Source organism: Pseudomonas sp. WS 5532, from assembly GCF_012985445.1.
Taxonomy (GTDB): domain Bacteria; phylum Pseudomonadota; class Gammaproteobacteria; order Pseudomonadales; family Pseudomonadaceae; genus Aquipseudomonas; species Aquipseudomonas edaphica.
Window position 1 is genome coordinate 1 of sequence record NZ_JAAQWK010000036.1, and the last position, 20,461, is coordinate 20,461.

The 20,461-nt window shown below is 61.5% G+C and carries 20 protein-coding genes; 13 read left to right on the forward strand and 7 right to left on the reverse strand.

Features of this window, described 5'->3' with window-relative positions:
• Positions 1-240: 240 nt before the first annotated feature.
• Genes HBO23_RS32300 through HBO23_RS32310 form a run of 3 tightly spaced genes read right to left on the reverse strand, consistent with a single transcriptional unit; the run spans position 241 to position 2,679 of the window.
• A complete protein-coding gene (locus HBO23_RS32300) occupies positions 241-1,047 on the reverse strand; it encodes a sulfite exporter TauE/SafE family protein (RefSeq protein WP_017136251.1) in 807 nt (268 codons plus the stop codon).
• On the reverse strand, positions 1,048-2,292 hold the full coding sequence (locus tag HBO23_RS32305) for an FAD/NAD(P)-binding oxidoreductase (RefSeq protein WP_170040872.1): 1,245 nt from the start codon (positions 2,290-2,292) through the stop codon (positions 1,048-1,050).
• Between the two features lie 51 nt (positions 2,293-2,343).
• A complete protein-coding gene (locus HBO23_RS32310) occupies positions 2,344-2,679 on the reverse strand; it encodes a metalloregulator ArsR/SmtB family transcription factor (RefSeq protein ID WP_017136253.1) in 336 nt (111 codons plus the stop codon).
• Positions 2,680-2,773: 94 nt separating this feature from the next.
• On the opposite strand from HBO23_RS32310, the gene HBO23_RS32315 reads away from it, so the two are divergent.
• Positions 2,774-3,637, forward strand: a complete 864-nt coding sequence (locus tag HBO23_RS32315; RefSeq protein WP_170040873.1) for an MBL fold metallo-hydrolase — start codon at positions 2,774-2,776, stop codon at positions 3,635-3,637.
• A gap of 121 nt (positions 3,638-3,758) precedes the next feature.
• Here HBO23_RS32315 and bkdR read toward each other — a convergent pair whose 3' ends face one another.
• Positions 3,759-4,247 (reverse strand): Bkd operon transcriptional regulator BkdR, encoded by a 489-nt coding sequence (gene bkdR / locus HBO23_RS32320; protein ID WP_017136255.1) that lies wholly within the window; start codon positions 4,245-4,247, stop codon positions 3,759-3,761.
• Between the two features lie 195 nt (positions 4,248-4,442).
• On the opposite strand from bkdR, the gene HBO23_RS32325 reads away from it, so the two are divergent.
• From HBO23_RS32325 to HBO23_RS32345, 5 genes are all read left to right on the forward strand, one after another.
• Positions 4,443-5,678, forward strand: coding sequence for a 3-methyl-2-oxobutanoate dehydrogenase (2-methylpropanoyl-transferring) subunit alpha (locus HBO23_RS32325; protein WP_017136256.1), 1,236 nt, complete (start codon positions 4,443-4,445; stop codon positions 5,676-5,678).
• A gap of 1 nt (position 5,679) precedes the next feature.
• On the forward strand, positions 5,680-6,738 hold the full coding sequence (locus HBO23_RS32330) for an alpha-ketoacid dehydrogenase subunit beta (RefSeq protein WP_138450567.1): 1,059 nt from the start codon (positions 5,680-5,682) through the stop codon (positions 6,736-6,738).
• Positions 6,739-8,004 (forward strand): dihydrolipoamide acetyltransferase family protein, encoded by a 1,266-nt coding sequence (locus HBO23_RS32335; RefSeq protein WP_169988133.1) that lies wholly within the window; start codon positions 6,739-6,741, stop codon positions 8,002-8,004.
• Positions 8,005-8,007: 3 nt separating this feature from the next.
• Positions 8,008-9,387: a dihydrolipoyl dehydrogenase gene (gene lpdA, locus HBO23_RS32340; protein WP_017136259.1), complete on the forward strand. Its 1,380-nt coding sequence runs from the start codon at positions 8,008-8,010 to the stop codon at positions 9,385-9,387.
• Positions 9,388-9,599: 212 nt separating this feature from the next.
• Positions 9,600-10,619 (forward strand): branched-chain amino acid aminotransferase, encoded by a 1,020-nt coding sequence (locus tag HBO23_RS32345; RefSeq protein ID WP_017136260.1) that lies wholly within the window; start codon positions 9,600-9,602, stop codon positions 10,617-10,619.
• Between the two features lie 66 nt (positions 10,620-10,685).
• Here HBO23_RS32345 and HBO23_RS32350 read toward each other — a convergent pair whose 3' ends face one another.
• Positions 10,686-11,579: a GNAT family acetyltransferase gene (locus tag HBO23_RS32350; RefSeq protein WP_080593749.1), complete on the reverse strand. Its 894-nt coding sequence runs from the start codon at positions 11,577-11,579 to the stop codon at positions 10,686-10,688.
• Between the two features lie 284 nt (positions 11,580-11,863).
• On the opposite strand from HBO23_RS32350, the gene HBO23_RS32355 reads away from it, so the two are divergent.
• From HBO23_RS32355 to HBO23_RS32385, 7 genes are all read left to right on the forward strand, one after another.
• Entirely contained in the window at positions 11,864-12,790 is a 927-nt protein-coding gene (locus HBO23_RS32355; protein ID WP_099549987.1) for an arginine deiminase-related protein, read from the forward strand.
• Between the two features lie 11 nt (positions 12,791-12,801).
• Positions 12,802-13,848: an ornithine cyclodeaminase gene (locus HBO23_RS32360; RefSeq protein WP_170040874.1), complete on the forward strand. Its 1,047-nt coding sequence runs from the start codon at positions 12,802-12,804 to the stop codon at positions 13,846-13,848.
• Between the two features lie 226 nt (positions 13,849-14,074).
• Positions 14,075-14,854, forward strand: a complete 780-nt coding sequence (locus tag HBO23_RS32365; RefSeq protein ID WP_169988128.1) for an ABC transporter substrate-binding protein — start codon at positions 14,075-14,077, stop codon at positions 14,852-14,854.
• 176 nt (positions 14,855-15,030) lie between these two features.
• Positions 15,031-15,732 carry an ABC transporter permease gene (locus HBO23_RS32370; RefSeq protein ID WP_017136263.1) on the forward strand — a complete coding sequence of 234 codons (702 nt, stop codon included), beginning with the start codon at positions 15,031-15,033 and terminating at the stop codon, positions 15,730-15,732.
• Entirely contained in the window at positions 15,729-16,442 is a 714-nt protein-coding gene (locus HBO23_RS32375) for an ABC transporter permease (protein ID WP_170040875.1), read from the forward strand. Before HBO23_RS32370 ends, HBO23_RS32375 begins: the two co-directional genes overlap by 4 nt.
• A 3-nt stretch (positions 16,443-16,445) precedes the next feature.
• Positions 16,446-17,276 carry an ATP-binding cassette domain-containing protein gene (locus HBO23_RS32380; protein ID WP_178111031.1) on the forward strand — a complete coding sequence of 277 codons (831 nt, stop codon included), beginning with the start codon at positions 16,446-16,448 and terminating at the stop codon, positions 17,274-17,276.
• A gap of 4 nt (positions 17,277-17,280) precedes the next feature.
• Positions 17,281-17,778 (forward strand): Lrp/AsnC family transcriptional regulator, encoded by a 498-nt coding sequence (locus tag HBO23_RS32385; protein ID WP_003192319.1) that lies wholly within the window; start codon positions 17,281-17,283, stop codon positions 17,776-17,778.
• Positions 17,779-18,310: 532 nt separating this feature from the next.
• Here the strand turns inward: HBO23_RS32385 and HBO23_RS32390 are convergent.
• Complete coding sequence (locus HBO23_RS32390; protein WP_017136265.1) at positions 18,311-19,144, reverse strand: TIGR03915 family putative DNA repair protein; 834 nt, start codon at positions 19,142-19,144, stop codon at positions 18,311-18,313.
• On the reverse strand, positions 19,141-20,361 hold the full coding sequence (locus tag HBO23_RS32395) for a putative DNA modification/repair radical SAM protein (RefSeq protein ID WP_017136266.1): 1,221 nt from the start codon (positions 20,359-20,361) through the stop codon (positions 19,141-19,143). The genes HBO23_RS32390 and HBO23_RS32395 overlap by 4 nt, the downstream gene beginning before the upstream one ends.
• Positions 20,362-20,461: the final 100 nt, after the last annotated feature.

Consider the following 20,461-nt stretch of genomic DNA (forward strand, 5'->3'; position numbering starts at 1 on the left):
GCTGGAAGGTAAGGCGGCACGGGCGCATGTCTCAACAGCTCGGGTGCTTAAGGCTGCCAAGGCGGATAAACAGGCCTAAACATGACGTTAAACGGACTCTTAAACATAGACCTTGAAAGGCATGGCTGTAAGAGCGGAACCCTACTCAGCCGTTACCGCAGCAACGGATATGTACACCACCAAAAGACCGCCATCGCAGGCAACCCAGCTCCCACATGTAAATTGTGTTGCACATCAGCATCAAAGCGCAGCCTTGACCAGCATCCCCGCAGCCACCACCACACACAGACTGGCAAACCCCACCTGCAACGCCCGCGCCGGGATCACCGAACACAAACGCCGACCAGCCAACATGCCGACAATACTCGCACCGATAAACACCCAGCCCATCGGCTCAATGCTCACACCGGCCTGCATCGACCCAGCCACGCCGATCAGCGAAATCAGGCTGATCACCATCAAAGAGGTGGCGACAATCCCGCGCATCTGCACATCGGTCAGTTGCTTGAACGCCGGCACGATCAGGAAGCCACCACCCACGCCAAGCAAGCCCGATACCGCGCCAGTTACCGCACCCAACGCGGCCAGAGTGGCACTGCATTTGGCAGTCCAGGCCAGGCGCCCGGTCTGCTGGTTGAGCATGCAGTTTTTCTGGCCCCAGGACGCGGCGCCATGGTCGCTTGGCCCGGCCTCGACCTTTTCGCGTTGCAACATGCGCCACGCCACCAGCACCATCAAGGCGCTGAACAGGCCCATCAGCAGGTGTTCGGGCAACTGGTGCGCAATAAACACACCCAGTGGCGAAAACAGCGCACCGAGCAAGGCGATCAATAACGCGGCGCGGTAACGCACCAGGCCATGGCGCAACCCGTCAATGGCGCCGACCGCCGCCGCTGCGCCCACGGCGAGCAACGACACCGGGGCTGCCTGGGTCATGGTCAAGCCCAGCCCCAGCACCAACGCCGGCACTCCGAGGATGCCACCGCCCGCGCCGGTCAGGCCCATGACCAGGCCCATCAATAAACCCAACAGACTTGCCAGCAGCATTTAATCCACCTTGCTCAGGCGGGTCAGCCACTCGCGGCCCTTGAGCATGCCGTTCCAGTAGAACCACGGCAGCAGCGTGGCCTTGAGGAACCACATCGAGCGACGTGCCTGGGTCGGGTCCAGCGGGAAGGTCGGCAGCAGCTTGCCGCCATAGCCGAACTCGGCCAGCACCACCTTGCCCTTCTCCACCGTCAACGGGCAGGAACCATAGCCGTCGTACTTGAGCGGCAGCGGCGCCTGTTTGCGCAGGGCCAGCAGGTTTTCGGCCACCACCACGATCTGCTTGCGCACGGCGGCTGCGGTCTTGGCGTTGGTGGTGCCGCACACATCGCCGAGGCCGAAGATATGCGGGTAGCGCAGGTGTTGCAGGCTGTGCGGGTTCACCTCACACCAACCGGCGGGGTCGGCCAACGGGCTCTGGCGGATAAAATCCGGGGCAACCTGCGGCGGGACCACGTGCAACAGATCGAAGGATTTTTCTTCGACGGTGGCCTTGCCTTCGGCGTCTTTGACTTCAAACCAGGCTTTGCGCGCCGGGCCATCGACTTTGACCAGGTTGGCATTGAACGCCAGGCGGGCGTTGTATTTCTCCACGTACTTCATCAATGGCGGCACAAAGGTCGCCACGCCAAACAGCGCGGCGCCGGCCAGGTTGAATTCGACGTCGATGTTTTTCAGGTTACCCTGCTTGAGCCAGTGATCGCAGGACAGATACATGGCTTTTTGCGGCGCGCCTGCACATTTGATCGGCATGGCCGGCTGGGTAAAGATCGCCTTGCCGCCTTGCAACTGCTGCACAAGCTGCCAGGTGTAGGCCGCGTGCTCGTAGCTGTAGTTGGAGGTCACGCCGTTCTGCCCAAGGGTCTGTTCCAGGCCGTCGATTTTTTCCCAGGCCAGGCGCAGGCCGGGGCACACGATCAGGTTGTTCCAGCTCACGCGCTGGCCGTTGTCGAGCACCAGGGTTTGCTCGTCGGGCAGCAACTCGGCGACAGCGGCCTGCACCCAGGCGACGCCATTGGGCAGTACGTCGGCCAACGGCCGTCGGGTCTTTTTCAGGTCGTAGGCGCCGCCACCGACCAGCGTCCAGGCCGGCTGATAGCAGTGGTAGTCGTTAGGTTCGATGAGGGTGATGTTCAGCTGCGGGTCGCGTTTGAGCAGGCTGGCCAGCAGGCCGATGCCTGCCGAGCCGCCGCCGATGACTACGATGTCGCCACTGATGGTCGGTCCCCAGTGTTGCTCGGTCATGGTCTTTTGCCTTTTATCGTCAATGCACACAAGGGTCGCTGCCGTATGGCGTCACGCCCAGCTTTTTATGACCGCGCCGCAGTACAAGCCGGACAAGGTCTTCATCACTTGAATCACTTCGTGGCTGGCCAGCCCGTAGAAAATGTATTTACCTTCCCGACGGGTGGCGACCAACCCTTCGTCACGCAAAATGCCCAACTGTTGTGACAGTGTGGGCTGACGCACGCCGGTCATGGTTTCCAGCTCGCCGACGTTGCGCTCGCCCTGGGTCAACTGGCACAGGATCAACAGGCGGTCCTCATTGGCCAGTGCCTTGAGCAAGGAGCACGCCTTGGACGCCGATGCGCGCAACTGGGCGACTTCGCCCTCACTCAGAGTAGATTCCATTTGCCTCGGGTCCTTTATGTCACTTAAGCTCAAAACATTATGTGTAAACGTAAACTGATTGTAACCACTTTTTTCGCTTCCGGGGACCGCCGCCATGCCAGCGTTGATTCAAGCCTTTCTGGACGAGGCATCGTCGACCTTCACCTACGTCATTTATGAACACGATGGCGGCCCCTGCGCCATCGCCGATTCGGTACTCAATTACGACCCCGCGTCCGGGCGCACTGAAACCAACCAAGCCGATAAAGTCATCGCGTTCGTGCGTGAACACGGCTTGCAGGTGCAGTGGCTGCTGGAAACCCATGCGCATGCCGATCACTTGTCCGCTGCGCCTTACCTGCGCCGCACGCTCGGCGGCAAAATCGCCATCGGCCAATCCATCAGTAAGGTCCAGGATGTCTTCAAGAGCCTGTTCAACCTGGAGCCGGAATTCCGCGTCGATGGCTCGCAGTTCGACCACCTGTTTGCGCCGGATGAAATCTTTCATATCGGCAACTTGAAGGCCCAGGCGCTGCATGTGCCTGGCCACACCCCGGCCGACATGGCGTACCTGATCGACGGTCGTTTGATTCTGGTAGGCGACACGCTGTTCATGCCGGATGTAGGCACCGCGCGTTGCGACTTCCCTGGTGGTGACGCGCGACAGTTGTATGCGTCGATGCGCAAGCTGCTGGCCTTTCCATTGGAGACTGAACTGTACGTGTGCCATGACTACCCGCCTGAAAGCCGCGAGGCCAAGTGCCTGACCACGGTCGCCGAGCAGCGCGCGGGCAATATTCATGTGCATGACGGGGTGGATGAGGCGGCGTTTGTAGAGATGCGCACCCAGCGTGATGCCGGGTTGGGAATGCCGACGCTATTGCTGCCGGCGATTCAGGTGAATGTGCGGGCGGGGAATATGCCGCCGGCGGAAGCAAACGGGGTGACGTATCTGAAGATTCCGCTTAACCAACTGTAAAAAGCGCCGATTCCTTTGTGGGAGCTGGCTTGCCTGCGATAGCGATGCATCAGTAACCCGTGTGTCAACTGGCCCACCGCTATCGCAGGCAAGCCAGCTCCCACAATTGTCCTGTGTTGTGTCAGGAACCCAGGCTGATGCCATTAGCCGGCAACGGCAGCGCGGTCTTGTAGCGCACCTGCTTGAGCGCAAAGCTCGAGCGAATATTGGCCACGCCCGGCACCTTGGTCAGAAAGTCCATCATGAAACGCTCCAGCGACTGGATCGTCGGCACCAGCACCCGGATCAGATAATCCGGGTCGCCCGCCATCAGGTAACACTCCATCACTTCCGGCCGGTCAGAAATCGCGCCTTCGAACTGCTGCAATGCCAGTTCATTCTGCTTTTCCAGGCTCACATGAATGAACACATTCACGTGCAGCCCCAGCAGATCGGCGTCCAGCAACGTGACCTGATCACGGATAAGCCCCAATTCCTCCATGGCCTTCACCCGGTTAAAGCATGGCGTGGGCGACAGGTTGACCGAACGGGCCAGGTCGGCGTTGGTAATGCGGGCGTTCTCCTGCAGGGCATTGAGAATGCCGATATCGGTACGGTCCAGTTTGCGCATGAGACAAAATCACCTGTTTATTATGTTTATGCAGTTTTTTTATCCGCAAATGGTCTTGAGCGCAATGAAACACAGATAAATATTCTTCTACGCCACGCCTATGATGTTTGTAGGACAAGATTTCTCCTATCCGGAGACTGACTGTCAGCTAGCGCGCCCACTACAAGAAATTCACAAGATCGAGCGTAGAAAGCCATGAACCAGCCGTATGCACCACTGCGCCTGCACGTTCCCGAACCCTCGGGCCGCCCAGGCTGCAAGACCGACTTTACCTACCTGCGCCTGACTGACGCAGGTACGGTGCGCAAACCCGCCATCGACGTAGAACCCGCCGACACCGCTGACCTGGCCAAGGGCCTGATCCGCGTGCTTGACGACCAGGGCCAGGCTCTTGGCCCGTGGGCTGAAGGGGTATCCGCCGAGATCATGCGTAAAGGCATGCGCGCCATGCTCAAGACGCGCATCTTCGACAACCGCATGGTGGTCGCACAGCGTCAGAAAAAAATGTCGTTCTACATGCAAAGCCTTGGCGAAGAAGCCATCGGCAGCGCCCAGGCCCTGGCCTTGAATATCGACGACATGTGCTTCCCCACCTACCGCCAGCAAAGCATCCTGATGGCCCGCGAAGTGCCGCTGGTGGACCTGATCTGCCAACTGCTGTCCAACGAGCGCGACCCGCTCAAGGGCCGTCAGTTGCCAATCATGTATTCGGTCAAGGACGCCGGTTTCTTCACCATTTCCGGCAACCTCGCCACCCAATTCGTGCAAGGCGTGGGCTGGGGCATGGCCTCGGCGATCAAGGGCGACACCAAGATTGCCTCGGCCTGGATCGGCGACGGCGCCACCGCCGAATCGGACTTCCACACCGCCCTCACCTTCGCCCACGTTTACCGCGCGCCGGTGATTCTCAACGTGGTCAACAACCAGTGGGCCATCTCCACCTTCCAGGCTATCGCCGGCGGTGAAGCCACCACCTTCGCCGGACGCGGCGTGGGTTGCGGCATCGCCTCCCTGCGTGTGGACGGCAACGACTTTATCGCCGTGTATGCAGCGTCTGCCTGGGCCGCCGAGCGTGCGCGCCGCAACCTTGGGCCAACCCTCATCGAGTGGGTCACCTACCGCGCCGGCCCGCACTCCACCTCGGACGATCCGTCCAAATACCGCCCAGCCGATGACTGGAGCCACTTCCCGCTCGGCGACCCGATTGCGCGCCTCAAGCAGCACCTGATCAAGATTGGCCAGTGGTCCGAAGAAGAGCACACGGCAGTCAGTGCCGAGCTTGAGGCCGAAGTGGTCAAGGCGCAGAAAGAAGCCGAACAGTACGGCACCCTGGCCGGCGGCCAGATTCCAAGCGCCGCGACCATGTTCGAAGACGTTTATAAAGAGATGCCGGAGCACTTGAAGCGCCAGCGTCAAGAGTTGGGGGTCTGACATGAACGATCACAACAACAGCATCGAATTGGAAACCGCCATGACCACCACCACCATGACCATGATCCAGGCCCTGCGCTCGGCCATGGATGTGATGCTTGAGCGTGACGATAACGTGGTGGTGTTCGGCCAGGACGTCGGCTACTTCGGCGGCGTATTCCGTTGCACCGAAGGTTTGCAGAACAAGTACGGCAGCTCGCGGGTGTTTGACGCGCCGATCTCCGAAAGCGGCATCGTCGGCGTTGCCGTGGGCATGGGGGCCTACGGCCTGCGCCCGGTCGCCGAGATTCAATTCGCTGACTACGTGTACCCGGCCACCGACCAGATCATCTCCGAAGCCGCCCGCCTGCGTTATCGCTCGGCCGGCCAGTTCACCGCACCCTTGACCATGCGCATGCCGTGCGGCGGCGGCATCTACGGCGGCCAGACCCACAGCCAGAGTATTGAAGCGGTGTTCACCCAGGTCTGCGGCCTGCGCACGGTGATGCCGTCCAACCCGTATGACGCCAAGGGTCTGTTGATCGCCTCGATCGAAAACGACGACCCGGTGATCTTCCTCGAGCCTAAGCGCCTGTACAACGGCCCGTTCGATGGCCATCACGATCGCCCGGTCACACCCTGGTCCAAACACCCGCAAGCGCAAGTGCCGGACGGTTACTACACCGTGCCGCTGGACGTGGCCGCCATCGTGCGCCCGGGCTCGGCGGTGACGGTGCTGACCTACGGCACCACCGTATACGTGTCGCAAGTCGCCGCCGAAGAAACCGGCATCGACGCCGAGGTCATCGACCTGCGCAGCCTGTGGCCGCTGGACCTGGAAACCATCGTCAACTCGGTGAAAAAGACCGGCCGTTGCGTGGTGGTGCATGAAGCCACCCGCACCTGCGGCTTTGGTGCCGAACTGGTGTCGCTGGTGCAAGAGCATTGCTTCCATCACCTGGAAGCGCCGATCGAACGCGTCACCGGTTGGGACACGCCCTACCCGCACGCGCAAGAGTGGGCGTATTTCCCAGGGCCGTCCCGCGTGGGCGCGGCGTTGAAACGGGTCATGGAGGTCTGAATGGGCACGCACGTTATCAAGATGCCGGACATTGGCGAAGGCATTGCAGAAGTTGAACTGTCGGTATGGCATGTAAAAGTCGGCGACCTGGTGGTTGAAGACCAGGTGCTGGCGGATGTGATGACCGACAAGGCGATGGTGGACATTCCCTCGCCGGTGCACGGCAAAGTGATTTCTCTGGGCGGCGAGCCCGGCGAAGTCATGGCGGTGGGCAGTATTTTGATCAGCATTGAAGTCGAAGGCGCCGGGAATGCCAAGGATGCGCCGGTGGTGGCTGAGCCGGTGAAAGCTGCGCCAGCGCCGGTGGTTGAAGCCAAGCCAGCGCCTGCGCCTGTGGCTGAAGCAAAGCCAGTTGCCAAACCTGCTGCGGCACCGGTTGCGCGTGACGCGAACGAACGCCCGTTAGCTTCGCCTGCCGTGCGCAAACACGCGCTGGATGCCGGCATTCAGCTGCGTCTGGTGCAGGGCAGCGGCCCGGCAGGTCGGGTGCTGCACGAAGATCTGGACGCTTACCTGCAACAAGGTGCAACCCAGGCTTCGGCAACCGCCAACCCTTACGCCGAACGCAACAGCGAAGAACAGATCCCGGTGATCGGCATGCGCCGCAAGATCGCCCAGCGCATGCAGGACGCCACCCGCCGCGCCGCGCATTTCAGCTACGTGGAAGAAATCGACGTCACGGCGCTGGACGAGCTGCGCGTGCACCTTAATGAGAAGCACGGCGCCACCCGCGGCAAATTGACCTTGCTGCCGTTTATCGTGCGCGCCATGGTCGTGGCGTTGCGCGACTTCCCGCAGATCAACGCACGCTACGACGACGAAGCCCAAGTCATCACCCGCCTGGGCGCGGTGCATGTGGGCGTCGCTACCCAAAGCGATGTGGGCCTGATGGTGCCGGTGGTACGTCACGCCGAAGCCCGCAGCCTGTGGGGCAATGCCGAGGAAATTGCGCGTTTGGCCAGCGCCGCGCGCAATGGCAAGGCCAGTCGTGATGAACTGTCGGGCTCGACCATCACCCTGACCAGCCTCGGCGCGTTGGGCGGCATTGTCAGCACGCCGGTGCTGAACCTGCCGGAAGTCGCCATTGTCGGCGTCAACCGCATCGTTGAACGGCCGATGGTAATCAAAGGCCAGATCGTGGTGCGCAAGATGATGAACCTCTCCAGCTCCTTCGATCACCGTGTGGTCGACGGCATGGACGCGGCGCAATTCATCCAGGCCATTCGTGGCCTGCTCGAACAACCCGCCAGCCTGTTTTTGGAGTAAGGCATGCCTCAGACATTGAACACCACGCTGCTGATTATCGGCGGCGGCCCCGGCGGTTATGTGGCGGCGATCCGCGCCGGCCAGCTGGGCATCCCGACCATTCTGGTCGAGGGCCAGGCGCTCGGCGGCACGTGCCTGAACATCGGCTGCATTCCCTCCAAAGCCCTGATCCACGTGGCCGAGCAGTTCCAGCAAACCGTGCACCACAGCCAGGGTTCGCAGTTGGGTATTGAAGTGGATGTGCCGACCCTGGACATCCGCAAGAGCGTGGAATGGAAAGACGGCATTGTTGATCGCCTGACCACCGGCGTGGCCGCCTTGCTCAAGAAGCATAAAGTGCAGGTGATCCACGGCTGGGCCAAGGTGGTGGACGGCAAGACCGTCGACGTCGGCGACCAGCGCATTCAGTGCGAGCACCTGCTGCTGGCCACCGGCTCGAAAAGCGTCAACCTGCCGATGCTGCCGATTGGCGGGCCGATCATCTCGTCAACCGAAGCACTGGCGCCGACCCGCGTGCCCAAGCGCCTGATTGTGGTGGGCGGCGGCTATATCGGCCTGGAGCTGGGCATTGCCTATCGCAAGCTCGGCGCCGAGGTCAGTGTGGTCGAGGCACAGGAGCGTATCCTGCCGGCCTACGATGGCGAACTGACGCTGCCGGTGGCCGAATCGCTCAAGCAGTTGGGGGTCAAGCTGTACCTCAGCCACAGCGTCACCGGTTTCGAAAACAACAGCCTGCAGGTACGTGACCCGAACGGCGACACGCTGTCGCTGCAAACCGATCAGGTGCTGGTGGCCGTGGGCCGCAAACCCAACACCCAGGGCTGGAACCTCGAAGCGCTGAACCTGGCGATGAACGGCGCGGCGATCAAGATCGACAACCGTTGCCAGACCAGCATGCGCAATGTGTACGCCATCGGCGACCTGAGCGGTGAGCCGATGCTGGCGCACCGGGCCATGGCCCAGGGCGAGATGGTCGCCGAACTGATCAGCGGCAAACACCGCGAATTCAACCCGGCCGCCATCCCGGCGGTGTGCTTCACCGACCCGGAACTGGTGGTGGTCGGCAAGACCCCGGACGAAGCCAAGGCGGCTGGCCTCGACTGCATCGTGTCGAGCTTCCCGTTTGCGGCCAATGGCCGGGCGATGACCCTGGAGTCTAAAACCGGCTTTGTGCGCGTGGTCGCGCGGCGTGACAACCACCTGATTGTCGGCTGGCAGGCGGTGGGGGTTGGTGTGTCCGAGCTGTCTACGGCCTTTGGCCTGTGCCTGGAGATGGGTTCGCGCCTGGAAGATGTGGCGGGCACGATCCATGCGCATCCGACCCTCGGCGAAGCGGTTCAGGAAGCGGCTTTAAGAGCATTGGGGCACGCGCTGCACCTGTAGGCCATCGCAGGCAAGCCAGCTCCCACAGGGCAATGTATTCCAAATGTGGGAGCTGGCTTGCCTGCGATAGCGGTGTATCAGCCAATACACACGCTCAATGGTCCGCCCACCTGCTCCCACACCGGCCAAGAATGAAGTATTGTTGCGCCCATCCAGTAAAAAACCGACAAGCCTGCCTTCGACCAGGCGGTTGACCAGAGATAGAGGGTGTCATGGGTAACGAAAGCATCAATTGGGACAAGCTGGGTTTTGACTACATCAAGACCGACAAACGGTTTCTCCAAACCTGGAAAAACGGCGAGTGGCAAGCGGGCACCCTGACCGACGACAACGTGCTGCACATCAGCGAGGGTTCCACCGCCCTGCACTATGGCCAGCAGTGCTTTGAAGGCCTCAAGGCCTACCGCTGCAAGGACGGCTCGATCAACCTGTTCCGTCCGGACCAGAACGCCGCCCGTATGCAACGCAGCTGCGCACGCTTGCTGATGCCGCATGTGACCACCGAAGACTTCATCGAAGCCTGCAAACAAGTGGTCAAGGCCAACGAGCGGTTCATCCCGCCGTACGGCAGTGGCGGCGCGCTGTACCTGCGCCCGTTCGTGATCGGCACCGGTGAAAACATCGGCGTGCGTAGCGCACCGGAGTTTATCTTCTCGGTATTCGCCATCCCGGTCGGCGCCTACTTCAAGGGCGGCCTGGTGCCACACAATTTCCAGATCTCCACGTTCGACCGCGCTGCGCCACAGGGCACCGGCGCCGCCAAGGTCGGTGGCAACTATGCCGCCAGCCTGATGCCGGGCGCTGAAGCAAGGAAATCCGGTTTCGCCGACGCGATCTACCTGGACCCGATGACCCACTCGAAAATCGAGGAAGTCGGTTCGGCCAACTTCTTTGGTATCACCCGCGACAACCAGTTCATCACGCCGAAGTCGCCTTCGGTGCTGCCAGGCATCACCCGCCTGTCGCTGATCGAACTGGCCGAGACCCGCCTGGGCCTGAAAGTGGTCGAGGGCGACGTGTTCATCGACAAACTGGACCAGTTCAAGGAAGCCGGCGCCTGCGGCACCGCTGCCGTGATCTCGCCAATCGGCGGCATCCAGTACGACGGCAAGCTGCACGTGTTCCACAGCGAAACCGAAGTGGGCCCGATCACCCAGGCGCTCTACAAAGAACTGACCGGCGTGCAGACCGGCGACGTTGAAGCGCCAGAGGGTTGGATCGTCAAGGTCTAACCCCAAAAAACGCAAAACCCAATGTGGGAGTGGGCTTGCCAGCTCCCACATTTGATTTCGGTGTGCTCACACGTCCTTGGGAATATTCACCGCAATCTTCTTGCCCATGCTGATCCTCGGCTCCACCCCATACCCCAACGCCTCGTAGAACCCCACCACCGCGTCATTGCCGCCCGTAATCTGCAGGTTGATTTTCATGCAACCCAACGCAGTCAACGCCTGCTCGGCATAGCGCACCAGCGAAGCACCCAGGCCCTGCCGACGATAATCGCGGTGCACCGCCACCGAATACAACCAGCCGCGATGCCCGTCATAGCCGGCCAGAATAGTGCCGATCACGGCCTTTTTATCCGTCGCCACAAAGAACAACCCATCGTTTACCGCCAGCTTTTTGTCGATTGCCAGGCTTGGCAGGTTGTGCGCGGTGTCATAGCCAAACGCCTGCTGCCAAAGCGCCACCACCTGGGATCGGTGCGGACGATCGCGATATGGCCCGATGGGATGGCGCGATAACAAGGCCTTCTCCATCACGAGCGTGCGCTCATTGCCATGGTAAACGTCGCGTACCGTGTGAAAGCCCAGCTTGGTATAAAACGGCTCGGCCGTCAGCGATGACGGCACGCTCAGGACCGTCACCCCGGCTTCAACGGCCCGCAGCTCAATCTCGATCATCAGCAGCCGGCCAATGCCCTGCCCTTGCAACGCCGGGTTGACGAATACCGAGCGCACCACATTGCCATCAAGGGCGGCGGTGGCGACGATCATCTGATCCTGGGTCGCCACCAGCACCACCCGGCGCTGGAGCAAGGCCAGCACGGCGTCGGGTGTGAAGTTGCTGGCAACCCGAGCAATCACATCTGCCGGGTAGTCCCGCGCATTGCTGCTGTGCAAGGCTGCCAGGATGACCTGGCTGATGCCCTCGGCATCGGTGGGTTGGGCAAGACGAACAGCGGTAGACATGCATTCTCCTTCCTGGCTCGGGTTTCGCGACCGCCACCATACTAATGTGGGAGCTGGCTTGCCTGCGATAGCGGTCTGTCAGTCAGCGCATCTGGCGCAGACAGACCGCCATCGCAGGCAAGCCAGCTCCAACAGTTTGATTGCATTTCAACTCGCCAGCCGATTCGGCTGCCCTACCCCACTTTTCAGCTTTCCCGGCTGAGCCGCCCCGCTATATCAGCCGGGATTCACCCGCCACAGCGCACAAAATAGCCCCACTGCTCACCCCATGGATTCGTGCCCCCATGCAAACCACCAACACTGTCTTGATGATTCGCCCGGCGCGCTTTGCCTTCAACCCGGATACCGCGATCAACAACCACTTCCAACGCCAGCCACTTGACCCGCTGAGCGCGCAGCAAAAAGCGCTGCAGGAGTTCGACGGCTATGTCGATACCCTGCGCCAACATGGCGTAGAGGTGCTGGTGGTGCAAGACACCCCGGCGCCCCACACGCCCGACTCGATCTTCCCCAACAACTGGTGGAGCAGCCACGCCGATGGCAGCCTGGTGCTGTACCCGATGGAAGGCCAGAACCGACGACTGGAGCGCAACAAAGGTGTGCTGCAAGTGCTGGAGCAGCGTTTTGCGATCCGTAGCACCATCGACCTCAGCCCCCTCGAACAACAGAACATCTTCCTCGAAGGCACCGGCAGCATGGTGCTCGACCGCCAGCACCGTATCAGCTATGCCTGCCACTCCGGGCGTACCCACCAAGACGCCTTGCGCCAGTTCGCCGAACGCCTCGACTACCAACTCTGCGTCTTCCACGCCGTCGACCGCCACCACGCGCCGATCTACCACAGCAACGTGATGATGAGTGTCGGCCGCGACCTCTCGGTGGTGTGCCTGCAAGCCCTGCCCGATGCCAGCGAACGCCAGGCCCTGGAGCGCTCGCTGCGCGACACCGGCAAAGACATCCTTGCCCTCGACTTCGACCAGCTCGAAGCCTTCGCCGGCAACATGCTTGAAGTCCACGACCGTGACGGCCAGCCGCTGCTGGTGATGTCGGCCAGCGCCTGGAGCGCCCTGCACCCGGCCCAGCGCACGCATGTAGAACGCCACACCCGCCCGGTGGTGGTGAACATCGACAACATCGAACGCATCGGCGGCGGCAGTGCCCGCTGCATGCTGGCGGAAGTGCACCTGCCCGCCCGCGCCTCATTTCAATAAGGAGTCTTGCCATGACCCGTTATATCGACGTCAACGACCTCAGCTACCTGGTTTCACAAAAAGGCCTGCAAACCTGCATCAGCGAAATGGCCGAATACATCCGCGCCGACTACCTGCGCTGGCAGGACTTCGAAAAGTGCGCGCGCCTGGCCAACCATTCGCCGGACGGCGTGATCGAGCTGATGCCGGTGTCCGACGCCTCGCTGTACGCCTTCAAGTACGTGAACGGCCACCCGAAGAACACCCTGGCCGGCATGCTCACAGTGATGGCCTTTGGCGCCCTGGGCGATGTCGACACCGGCAAGCCGGTGCTGCTGGCCGAAATGACCCTGACCACCGCGATCCGCACCGCGGCCACCTCTGCCCTGGTAGCCCGCTACCTGGCGCGCGACAACAGCCGCAGCATGGCGTTGATCGGCAACGGCTCGCAAAGCGAGTTCCAGGCCCTGGCCTTCCACGCCATGCTCGGTATCACCGAAATCCGCCTGTTCGATATCGACGCCAAGGCCACTGCCAAGCTGGCGGCCAACCTCAAGGCGTTCCCGGCGATCAAGGTGATCCTGGCCGCCAGCGTGGCCGAAGCGGTCAAAGGCGCGGACATCGTCACCACCGTCACGGCCGACAAGGCTTACGCCACCATCCTCACCGACGACATGATCGAGCCCGGCATGCATCTGAATGCCGTGGGTGGCGACTGCCCCGGCAAAACCGAGCTGGACCGCCGCATCGTCGAGCGCGCCCGGGTGATCGTAGAGTACGAACCGCAAAGCCGTATCGAAGGTGAAATCCAGCACATGCCGGAAGATTCGCCGGTGACCGAGCTGTGGCAAGTGATCAATGGCCAGCAGCCCGGCCGCGAGAACGCGCGCCAAGTCACGCTGTTCGACTCGGTGGGCTTTGCCATCGAAGACTACTCGGCTCTTCGCTACGTGCTGGACGTGGCCAAGGCGCTGGATGTGGGCAGCACACTTGAGCTGGTGCCGGACCTCGCCGACCCGAAAGACCTGTTTGCACGCCTGGCCCAACAGCCACGCGTACAGCACAAAAAGCGCGCCTGAAACCGCTCTGGCCTGCCGCTTTGCGCCCAAGGCAGGCCGGATTTACATCAGTTAAAAGCCGATTTTGCGCGTGCCGCAGCCGATTCCGCTGCATTGCGCTTTTTAACAGCGCAATTTGCGCTTTATGCACGGGGTAAACGACACAAAAAACGCACCACCATGAAGCATTCTCTGCTCCCAGCTATTCACCGCCCTTACATCAATTACAAAATATAGGGACTGTCACATGACTCCATTGCGATCACTCTTCGCCGCGTTGCTGTTGCCACTGTGCGCCAGCGCCGCCCACGCCCAGGACTGGAAAGAAATCCGCTTCGGCGTGTTCCCCGAATACCCGCCCTTTGAGTCCGTCGCCGCCGACGGCAGCCTGCAAGGTTTTGATATCGAGTTGGGCAACGCCATCTGCGCCAAGCTCGAAGTCAAATGCACCTGGGTGCACAACGAATTCGACGGCATGATCCCGGCCCTGCGCGCGCGCAAGTTCGACGCGATCATGTCGTCCATGGCGGTCACACCGGCTCGCGAAAAAGTCATCGACTTCAGCGACCGCCTGTTCCTCAGCCCCACCTCGGTGATCACCCGTAAAAACGCCGAGTTCGGCGACACGCCGGAGTCGCTCAAAGGCAAGCAGGTGGGCGTGCTGCAAGGTTCACTGCAGGAAGCCTATGCACGTGCGCACCTGGCCAGGCTCGGCGCGCAGATCAAGGCGTACCAGTCCCAGGAGCAGAACTACGCCGACCTGCAAAACGGCCGCCTCGACGCCACCCTGACCGACAAGCTCGAAGCCCAGCTCAACTTCCTGTCCAAGCCTGAAGGCGCCGACTACAAGACCGGCCCGGCCTTCAAGGACCCGACCTTGCCGCTGGATATCGCCATGGGCTTGCGCAAGAACGACGCCGAACTGCGTGCGCTGATCAATAAGGGCATCGCCGCCGTGCAGGCCGATGGCACCTACGCACAGATCCAGAAGAAGTACTTCGGCGATCAGGATATCTACAACGAATAGGCCCACCTCGGCCCCTGTGGGAGCTGGCTTTTGTGGCGAGCAAGCTTGCTTGCGCTGGAGTGCGAAGCGCTCCAAAAAAAGCCGGCGCCAGCTGCGCTGTCGAACGGGAGCAAGCTCCCTCGCCACAAAAGCCCGCTCCCACAGGGGTATATCTACGCCCATTTGAGACCCCCTCAATGAACGAACTCCTCAACCTGCAAGGCTACGGCCCGATGCTGGCCCAGGGTGCCTGGATGACGCTCAAGCTGGCGTTGCTGGCGCTGACCCTGAGCCTCGCCCTGGGCCTGATCGCCGCCGGCGCCAAGCTTTCGAGCGCCAAATGGCTGCGCGTGCCCGCCACCCTGTACACCACGCTGATACGCAGCGTGCCGGACCTGGTGCTGATCCTGCTGATTTTCTACAGCCTGCAACTGTGGCTCAACGACCTGAGCGAAGTGTTCGGCTGGGATTACTTTGAAATCGATCCGTTTACCGCCGGGGTGATCACCCTGGGGTTTATCTACGGCGCGTATTTCACCGAAAACTTTCGCGGCGCCATTCTCAGTGTGCCGGCCGGGCAACTGGAAGCCGCCACCGCCTACGGCCTGAGCCGCTGGCAGCGCTTTCACCTGGTGCTGTTCCCGCAACTGATGCGCTTTGCCCTGCCGGGCCTGGGCAACAACTGGCTGGTGCTGCTCAAGTCCACGGCGCTGGTGTCGATCATCGGCCTGTCGGACCTGGTCAAGGCTGCGCAAAACGCGGGCAAGACCACCAATGAGCCACTGTACTTCCTGATCCTCGCGGGCCTGGTGTACCTGGTGATCACCACCCTCTCCAACCGCATCTTCAAGCGCCTCGAACGGCGCTACAACCTCGGCATCAAGGGGATGGCGCGATGATCGAACTGTTCCAGCAATACGGCCTGGCCTACCTGTTCAGCGATGGCACAGGGTTGTCCGGAGTCGCCATGACGTTGTGGCTGTTTATCATCTCGGTGGTCGCAGGTCTTGTGCTGTCGATCCCGCTGGCGCTGGCACGCGTCTCGCAGCACGTCTGGCTGCGCTGGCCGGTGGAGGTCTACACCTATCTGTTTCGTGGCACGCCGCTATATATCCAATTGCTGATTTGCTACACCGGGCTTTACAGCCTGGAAGTGGTGCAGGACAACGCGCTGCTTAATCAGTTTTTCCGTAATGCGCTCAACTGCACGTTGCTGGCGTTTGTGCTCAACACCTGCGCCTACACCGTGGAAATCTTCGCCGGGGCGATCCGCAACATTCCCCACGGCGAAATCGAAGCCGCGCGTGCCTATGGCCTGCACGGCTGGCGCCTCAACCTGTTTGTGGTGGTGCCCGCCGCGCTGCGCCGTGCGCTGCCAGCCTACAGCAATGAAATGATCCTGATGTTGCACGCTACCTCGCTGGCCTTTACCGCCACCGTCGCCGATATCCTCAAGGTCGCCCGCGACGCCAACGCCGAGACGTTCCTGACGTTCCAGGCTTTCGGCATCGCCGCCCTGCTCTACATGCTGCTGTCCTTTGCACTGGTGGGCCTGTTCCGACTGGCCGAACGTCGCTGGATGCGTTTTCTTGTTCCTACCCGAGGCTAACCCATGAATCAGTCCGCGCAGGCCCTGGCCGCTTACCCTGTTGACGCCCCCGTTGCCAAACCGGCAACCGCTGCGATCAAGCTTCAAGTCGAAGGCATCCACAAACGTTACGGCGACCACGAAGTGCTCAAGGGCGTGTCCCTCAATGCACGCAACGGCGACGTCATCAGCCTGATCGGCGCCAGCGGTTCGGGCAAAAGCACGATGCTGCGCTGCATCAACTTTCTCGAACAGCCGGACGCCGGGGTCATCACCCTCGATGGCATCAGCATCGAAATGCGCCAGGGCCGCGCCGGCACCCGCGCGCCGCACCAGGAACAACTGCAAAACCTGCGCACACGCCTGGCCATGGTGTTCCAGCACTTCAACCTGTGGAGCCACATGACCGTGCTGGAAAACATCACCATGGCCCCGCGCCGGGTGTTGGACGTGAGCGCGGCAGAGGCGGAAAAACGCGCACGCCTGTACCTGGACAAGGTCGGCCTGCCCGGCCGCGTGGCCGATCAATACCCGGCGTTTCTGTCCGGCGGCCAGCAACAACGCGTGGCCATCGCAAGGGCATTGGCGATGGAGCCGGAAATTATTCTGTTCGATGAACCGACCTCAGCGCTGGACCCGGAACTTGTAGGAGAAGTCCTCAAAGTCATACAGACGTTGGCCGAGGAAGGTCGTACCATGCTGATGGTCACCCACGAAATGGGCTTTGCCCGCCAGGTGTCCAGCCAAGTGCTGTTTTTGCACCAGGGCCGAGTCGAGGAACAAGGCGGCGCCGAGATCCTCGACCATCCCAACAGCGAACGCTTGCAGCAATTTCTTTCCAACCGTTTGAAGTGAACTCATGGATACCAAGGCCAACGGACCCCACTCTTCGCCCACGCTGGACCGCATCGATGAGGCGATCATCGACGTGTTGCGCCACCAGGGGCGTATCACCTACGAAAAGCTTTCCTCGCTTGTACACCTGACACCCAGGCCGTGCCTGGAACGGGTGCGCAAGCTGGAGCGACGCGGGGTGATCCGTGGTTATGGGGCGATCATCGATGTGCAGATGGTCTCGCCAGGGCTGTCGCTGCTGGTGCTGGTGGCCTTGTCCAATCAGAGCGGGCGCTCGGCGCAGAAGGCCTTTGAGGCCTGCGTCAAAGCCTGCCCGCAGGTGTTCGAGTGCCAACTGATCAGCGGGCCGTTCGACTACAGCTTGCGCATGCGCTGCCGGGATATGGAGCATTACCGGGTGCTGACGGAGACCTGGCTGAACAACGATGAGCTGCACATCGATAAGTTGGTGGCGCATCCGGAGTTGGCGGTAGTCAAAAACACCGCGACCGAACTGGCATAGAGCGATAGATCGTTCCCACGCTCCGCGTGGGAATGCATCCAGTGACGCTCCGCGTCACGACCTCAAAGCGGACGCGGAGCGTCCAGGGCGGCATTCCCACGCAGAGCGTGGGAACGATCATCGAGCCAGCTCCCACATTTTTAACTGTGCCCGCTTGAGATTTTCTTGCCCGGCCTGGCCCCGATCAGCTTCGCCTGCCCATAGATCGTTCCCACGCTCCGCGTGGGAATGCATCCAGTGACGCTCCGCGTCACGACCTCAAAGCAGACGCGGAGCGTCCAGGGCGGCACTCCCACGCAGAGCGTGGGAACGATCATCGAGCCAGCTCCCACATTTTTAACTGTGCCCGCTTGAGATTTTCTTGCCCGGCCTGGCCCCGATCAGCTTCGCCTGCCCATAGATCGTTCCCACGCTCCGCGTGGGAATGCATCCAGTGACGCTCCGCGTCACGACCTCAAAGCAGACGCGGAGCGTCCAGGGCGGCATTCCCACGCAGAGCGTGGGAACGATCATCGAGCCAGCTCCCACATTTTTAACTGTGCCCGCTTGAGATTTTCTTGCCCGGCCTGGCCCCGATCAGCTTCGCCTGCCCATCCTTCTGCTTGCCCGTGCGCGCCTCGCTGATCAACCCCGGTATCAGCTTGCCCTCCGGCAGATTCTTCCAGAACCGGCTGGGCAAATGCCCTTCCATCACTTTGGGGTTTAGCCGCGCCGGGTTGAAGATATGGCTGTAATAGGTCAGCCACATCGCACTGTGTGGATCTTCGACATTTTGCGCCAACTGTTGCCACGCCTCAGGGCACTGGCGTTGATGAATCAACTGCTCACCGTCGTAATACACACCGTCCAAAGGCGTTGCGATCATCCAGCGATGGCGGCCCATGCGCCCGACAAAATGCTGGCTGGCGGACTTCAAGATGTCATGGGCCGGTTCATGCCACGCCACATACTCCGGCAACTGCGGGCCGGCCTGCGCAGGCAAGGCAATAAACCGCACAAACGCATGCAGGTGATGGGCCTCGCGGCTGACCTGTTTGATGCGCCGCTGTAACTCACTGCCCAACTTGTCCCCGGCCAGCATCGCGGTGCGGTCGCCATGGCTGACACGCCACAACACCTCGTACAACAGGCTCCAGCGCTGATCACCGTGGTAACAGGCGGCCGATTCCAACAACTCCAGCAACGCCTTGGGAATCCGCGCCTGAAACGGCCCGAGCTGCTCAGGTACAGGCTCGTCCGTGGCAAACAGGTCCGCCACTTCGGCCTCGCCCCAGCTCACCTGGCTGGGGTCGACCTGATGGCTGAGCAGCCAGCGCGCCTGCTCGCGCCAGGTGCTGAAGAGGTTGTCGCATTCCAGGCTGATCATCCCCACAGCCCCATCTGTTGTGGCTGCGGGCGGTCGCGCAGTTGCTCGCGCAGCAGCACGCTGGTGCTGTCCGCCTGTTGCGGGTGGTAGTCGCTGGTGATGAAAAACGGCTTGGCCTTGGCCAGCACGCAACGCATGCGCGCCAGGTCTTCAAAGCGAATTTTGCGTTCGCGGCGCAGGTCGACCAGGCGCTGGGTGGTACGCAGACCAATGCCGGGAATGCGCGCGATCAGCGTGGGTTCGGCGCGGTTCAGGTCCAGCGGGAACACCTCGCGGTGCTCCAGCGCCCACGCCAGCTTGGGATCGATATCCAGCGCCAGATGGCCTGGGCCTTCGAACAGCTCATTGGCGCTGAAACCGTAACTGCGCAGCAGAAAGTCGGCCTGGTACAGGCGGTGTTCACGCATCAGCGGCGGCGCGGCCAGCGGCACACTTTTGGGGCTGTTGGGGATGGGGCTGAACGCCGAGTAATACACGCGCCGCAGCTTGTAGTTGCCATACAGCGCCTCCGCACCGTGCAGGATGGTGCTGTCGTCGGTGTCATCGGCGCCGACGATCATCTGCGTGCTCTGCCCCGCTGGCGCAAAACGCGGTGCGCGCGGCTCGTTGAACACCGTCTGCTCGCCGGTGTAGATGGTCTGCATGGCTTGCTTGATCGAGCCGATCTGCTTCTCCGGCGCCAGGGTTTGCAGGCTGGCGTCGGTGGGCAACTCGATGTTCACGCTGAGGCGATCGGCATAACGCCCGGCTTCGACGATCAGCGCAGGGTCGGCTTCGGGAATGGTCTTGAGGTGGATGTAACCGCGAAAGTCATGCTCTTCGCGCAACAGTTTGGCGACTCGAACCAGTTGCTCCATGGTGTAGTCGGCCGAGCGGATGATGCCGGAGCTGAGAAACAGCCCGCTGACGCAATTGCGTTTGTAGAAGTCCAGGGTCAGGGTAACCACCTCCTCCGGGCTGAAACGCGCACGGGGCACGTCGCTGGAGCGGCGGTTGACGCAGTATTGGCAGTCGTACAGGCAGAAGTTGGTGAGCAACACCTTGAGCAACGACACACAACGCCCGTCCGGCGTGTAGCTGTGGCAGATGCCCATGCCATCGGTAGAACCCAGCCCGGCCTTGCCCTCGGAGCTGCGCTTGGGCGCGCCACTGCTGGCGCAGGAAGCGTCGTACTTGGCGGCGTCGGCGAGGATGCTGAGTTTTTCGATCAACTGCATGAAGGGCTACCGATACTGGTTTTTTGTACAGTATCAATAGCCCGACGTTGTCACAAGTGCCGTCTGTAGGAGCGCGCCTTTTGTGGCGAGGGAGCTTGCT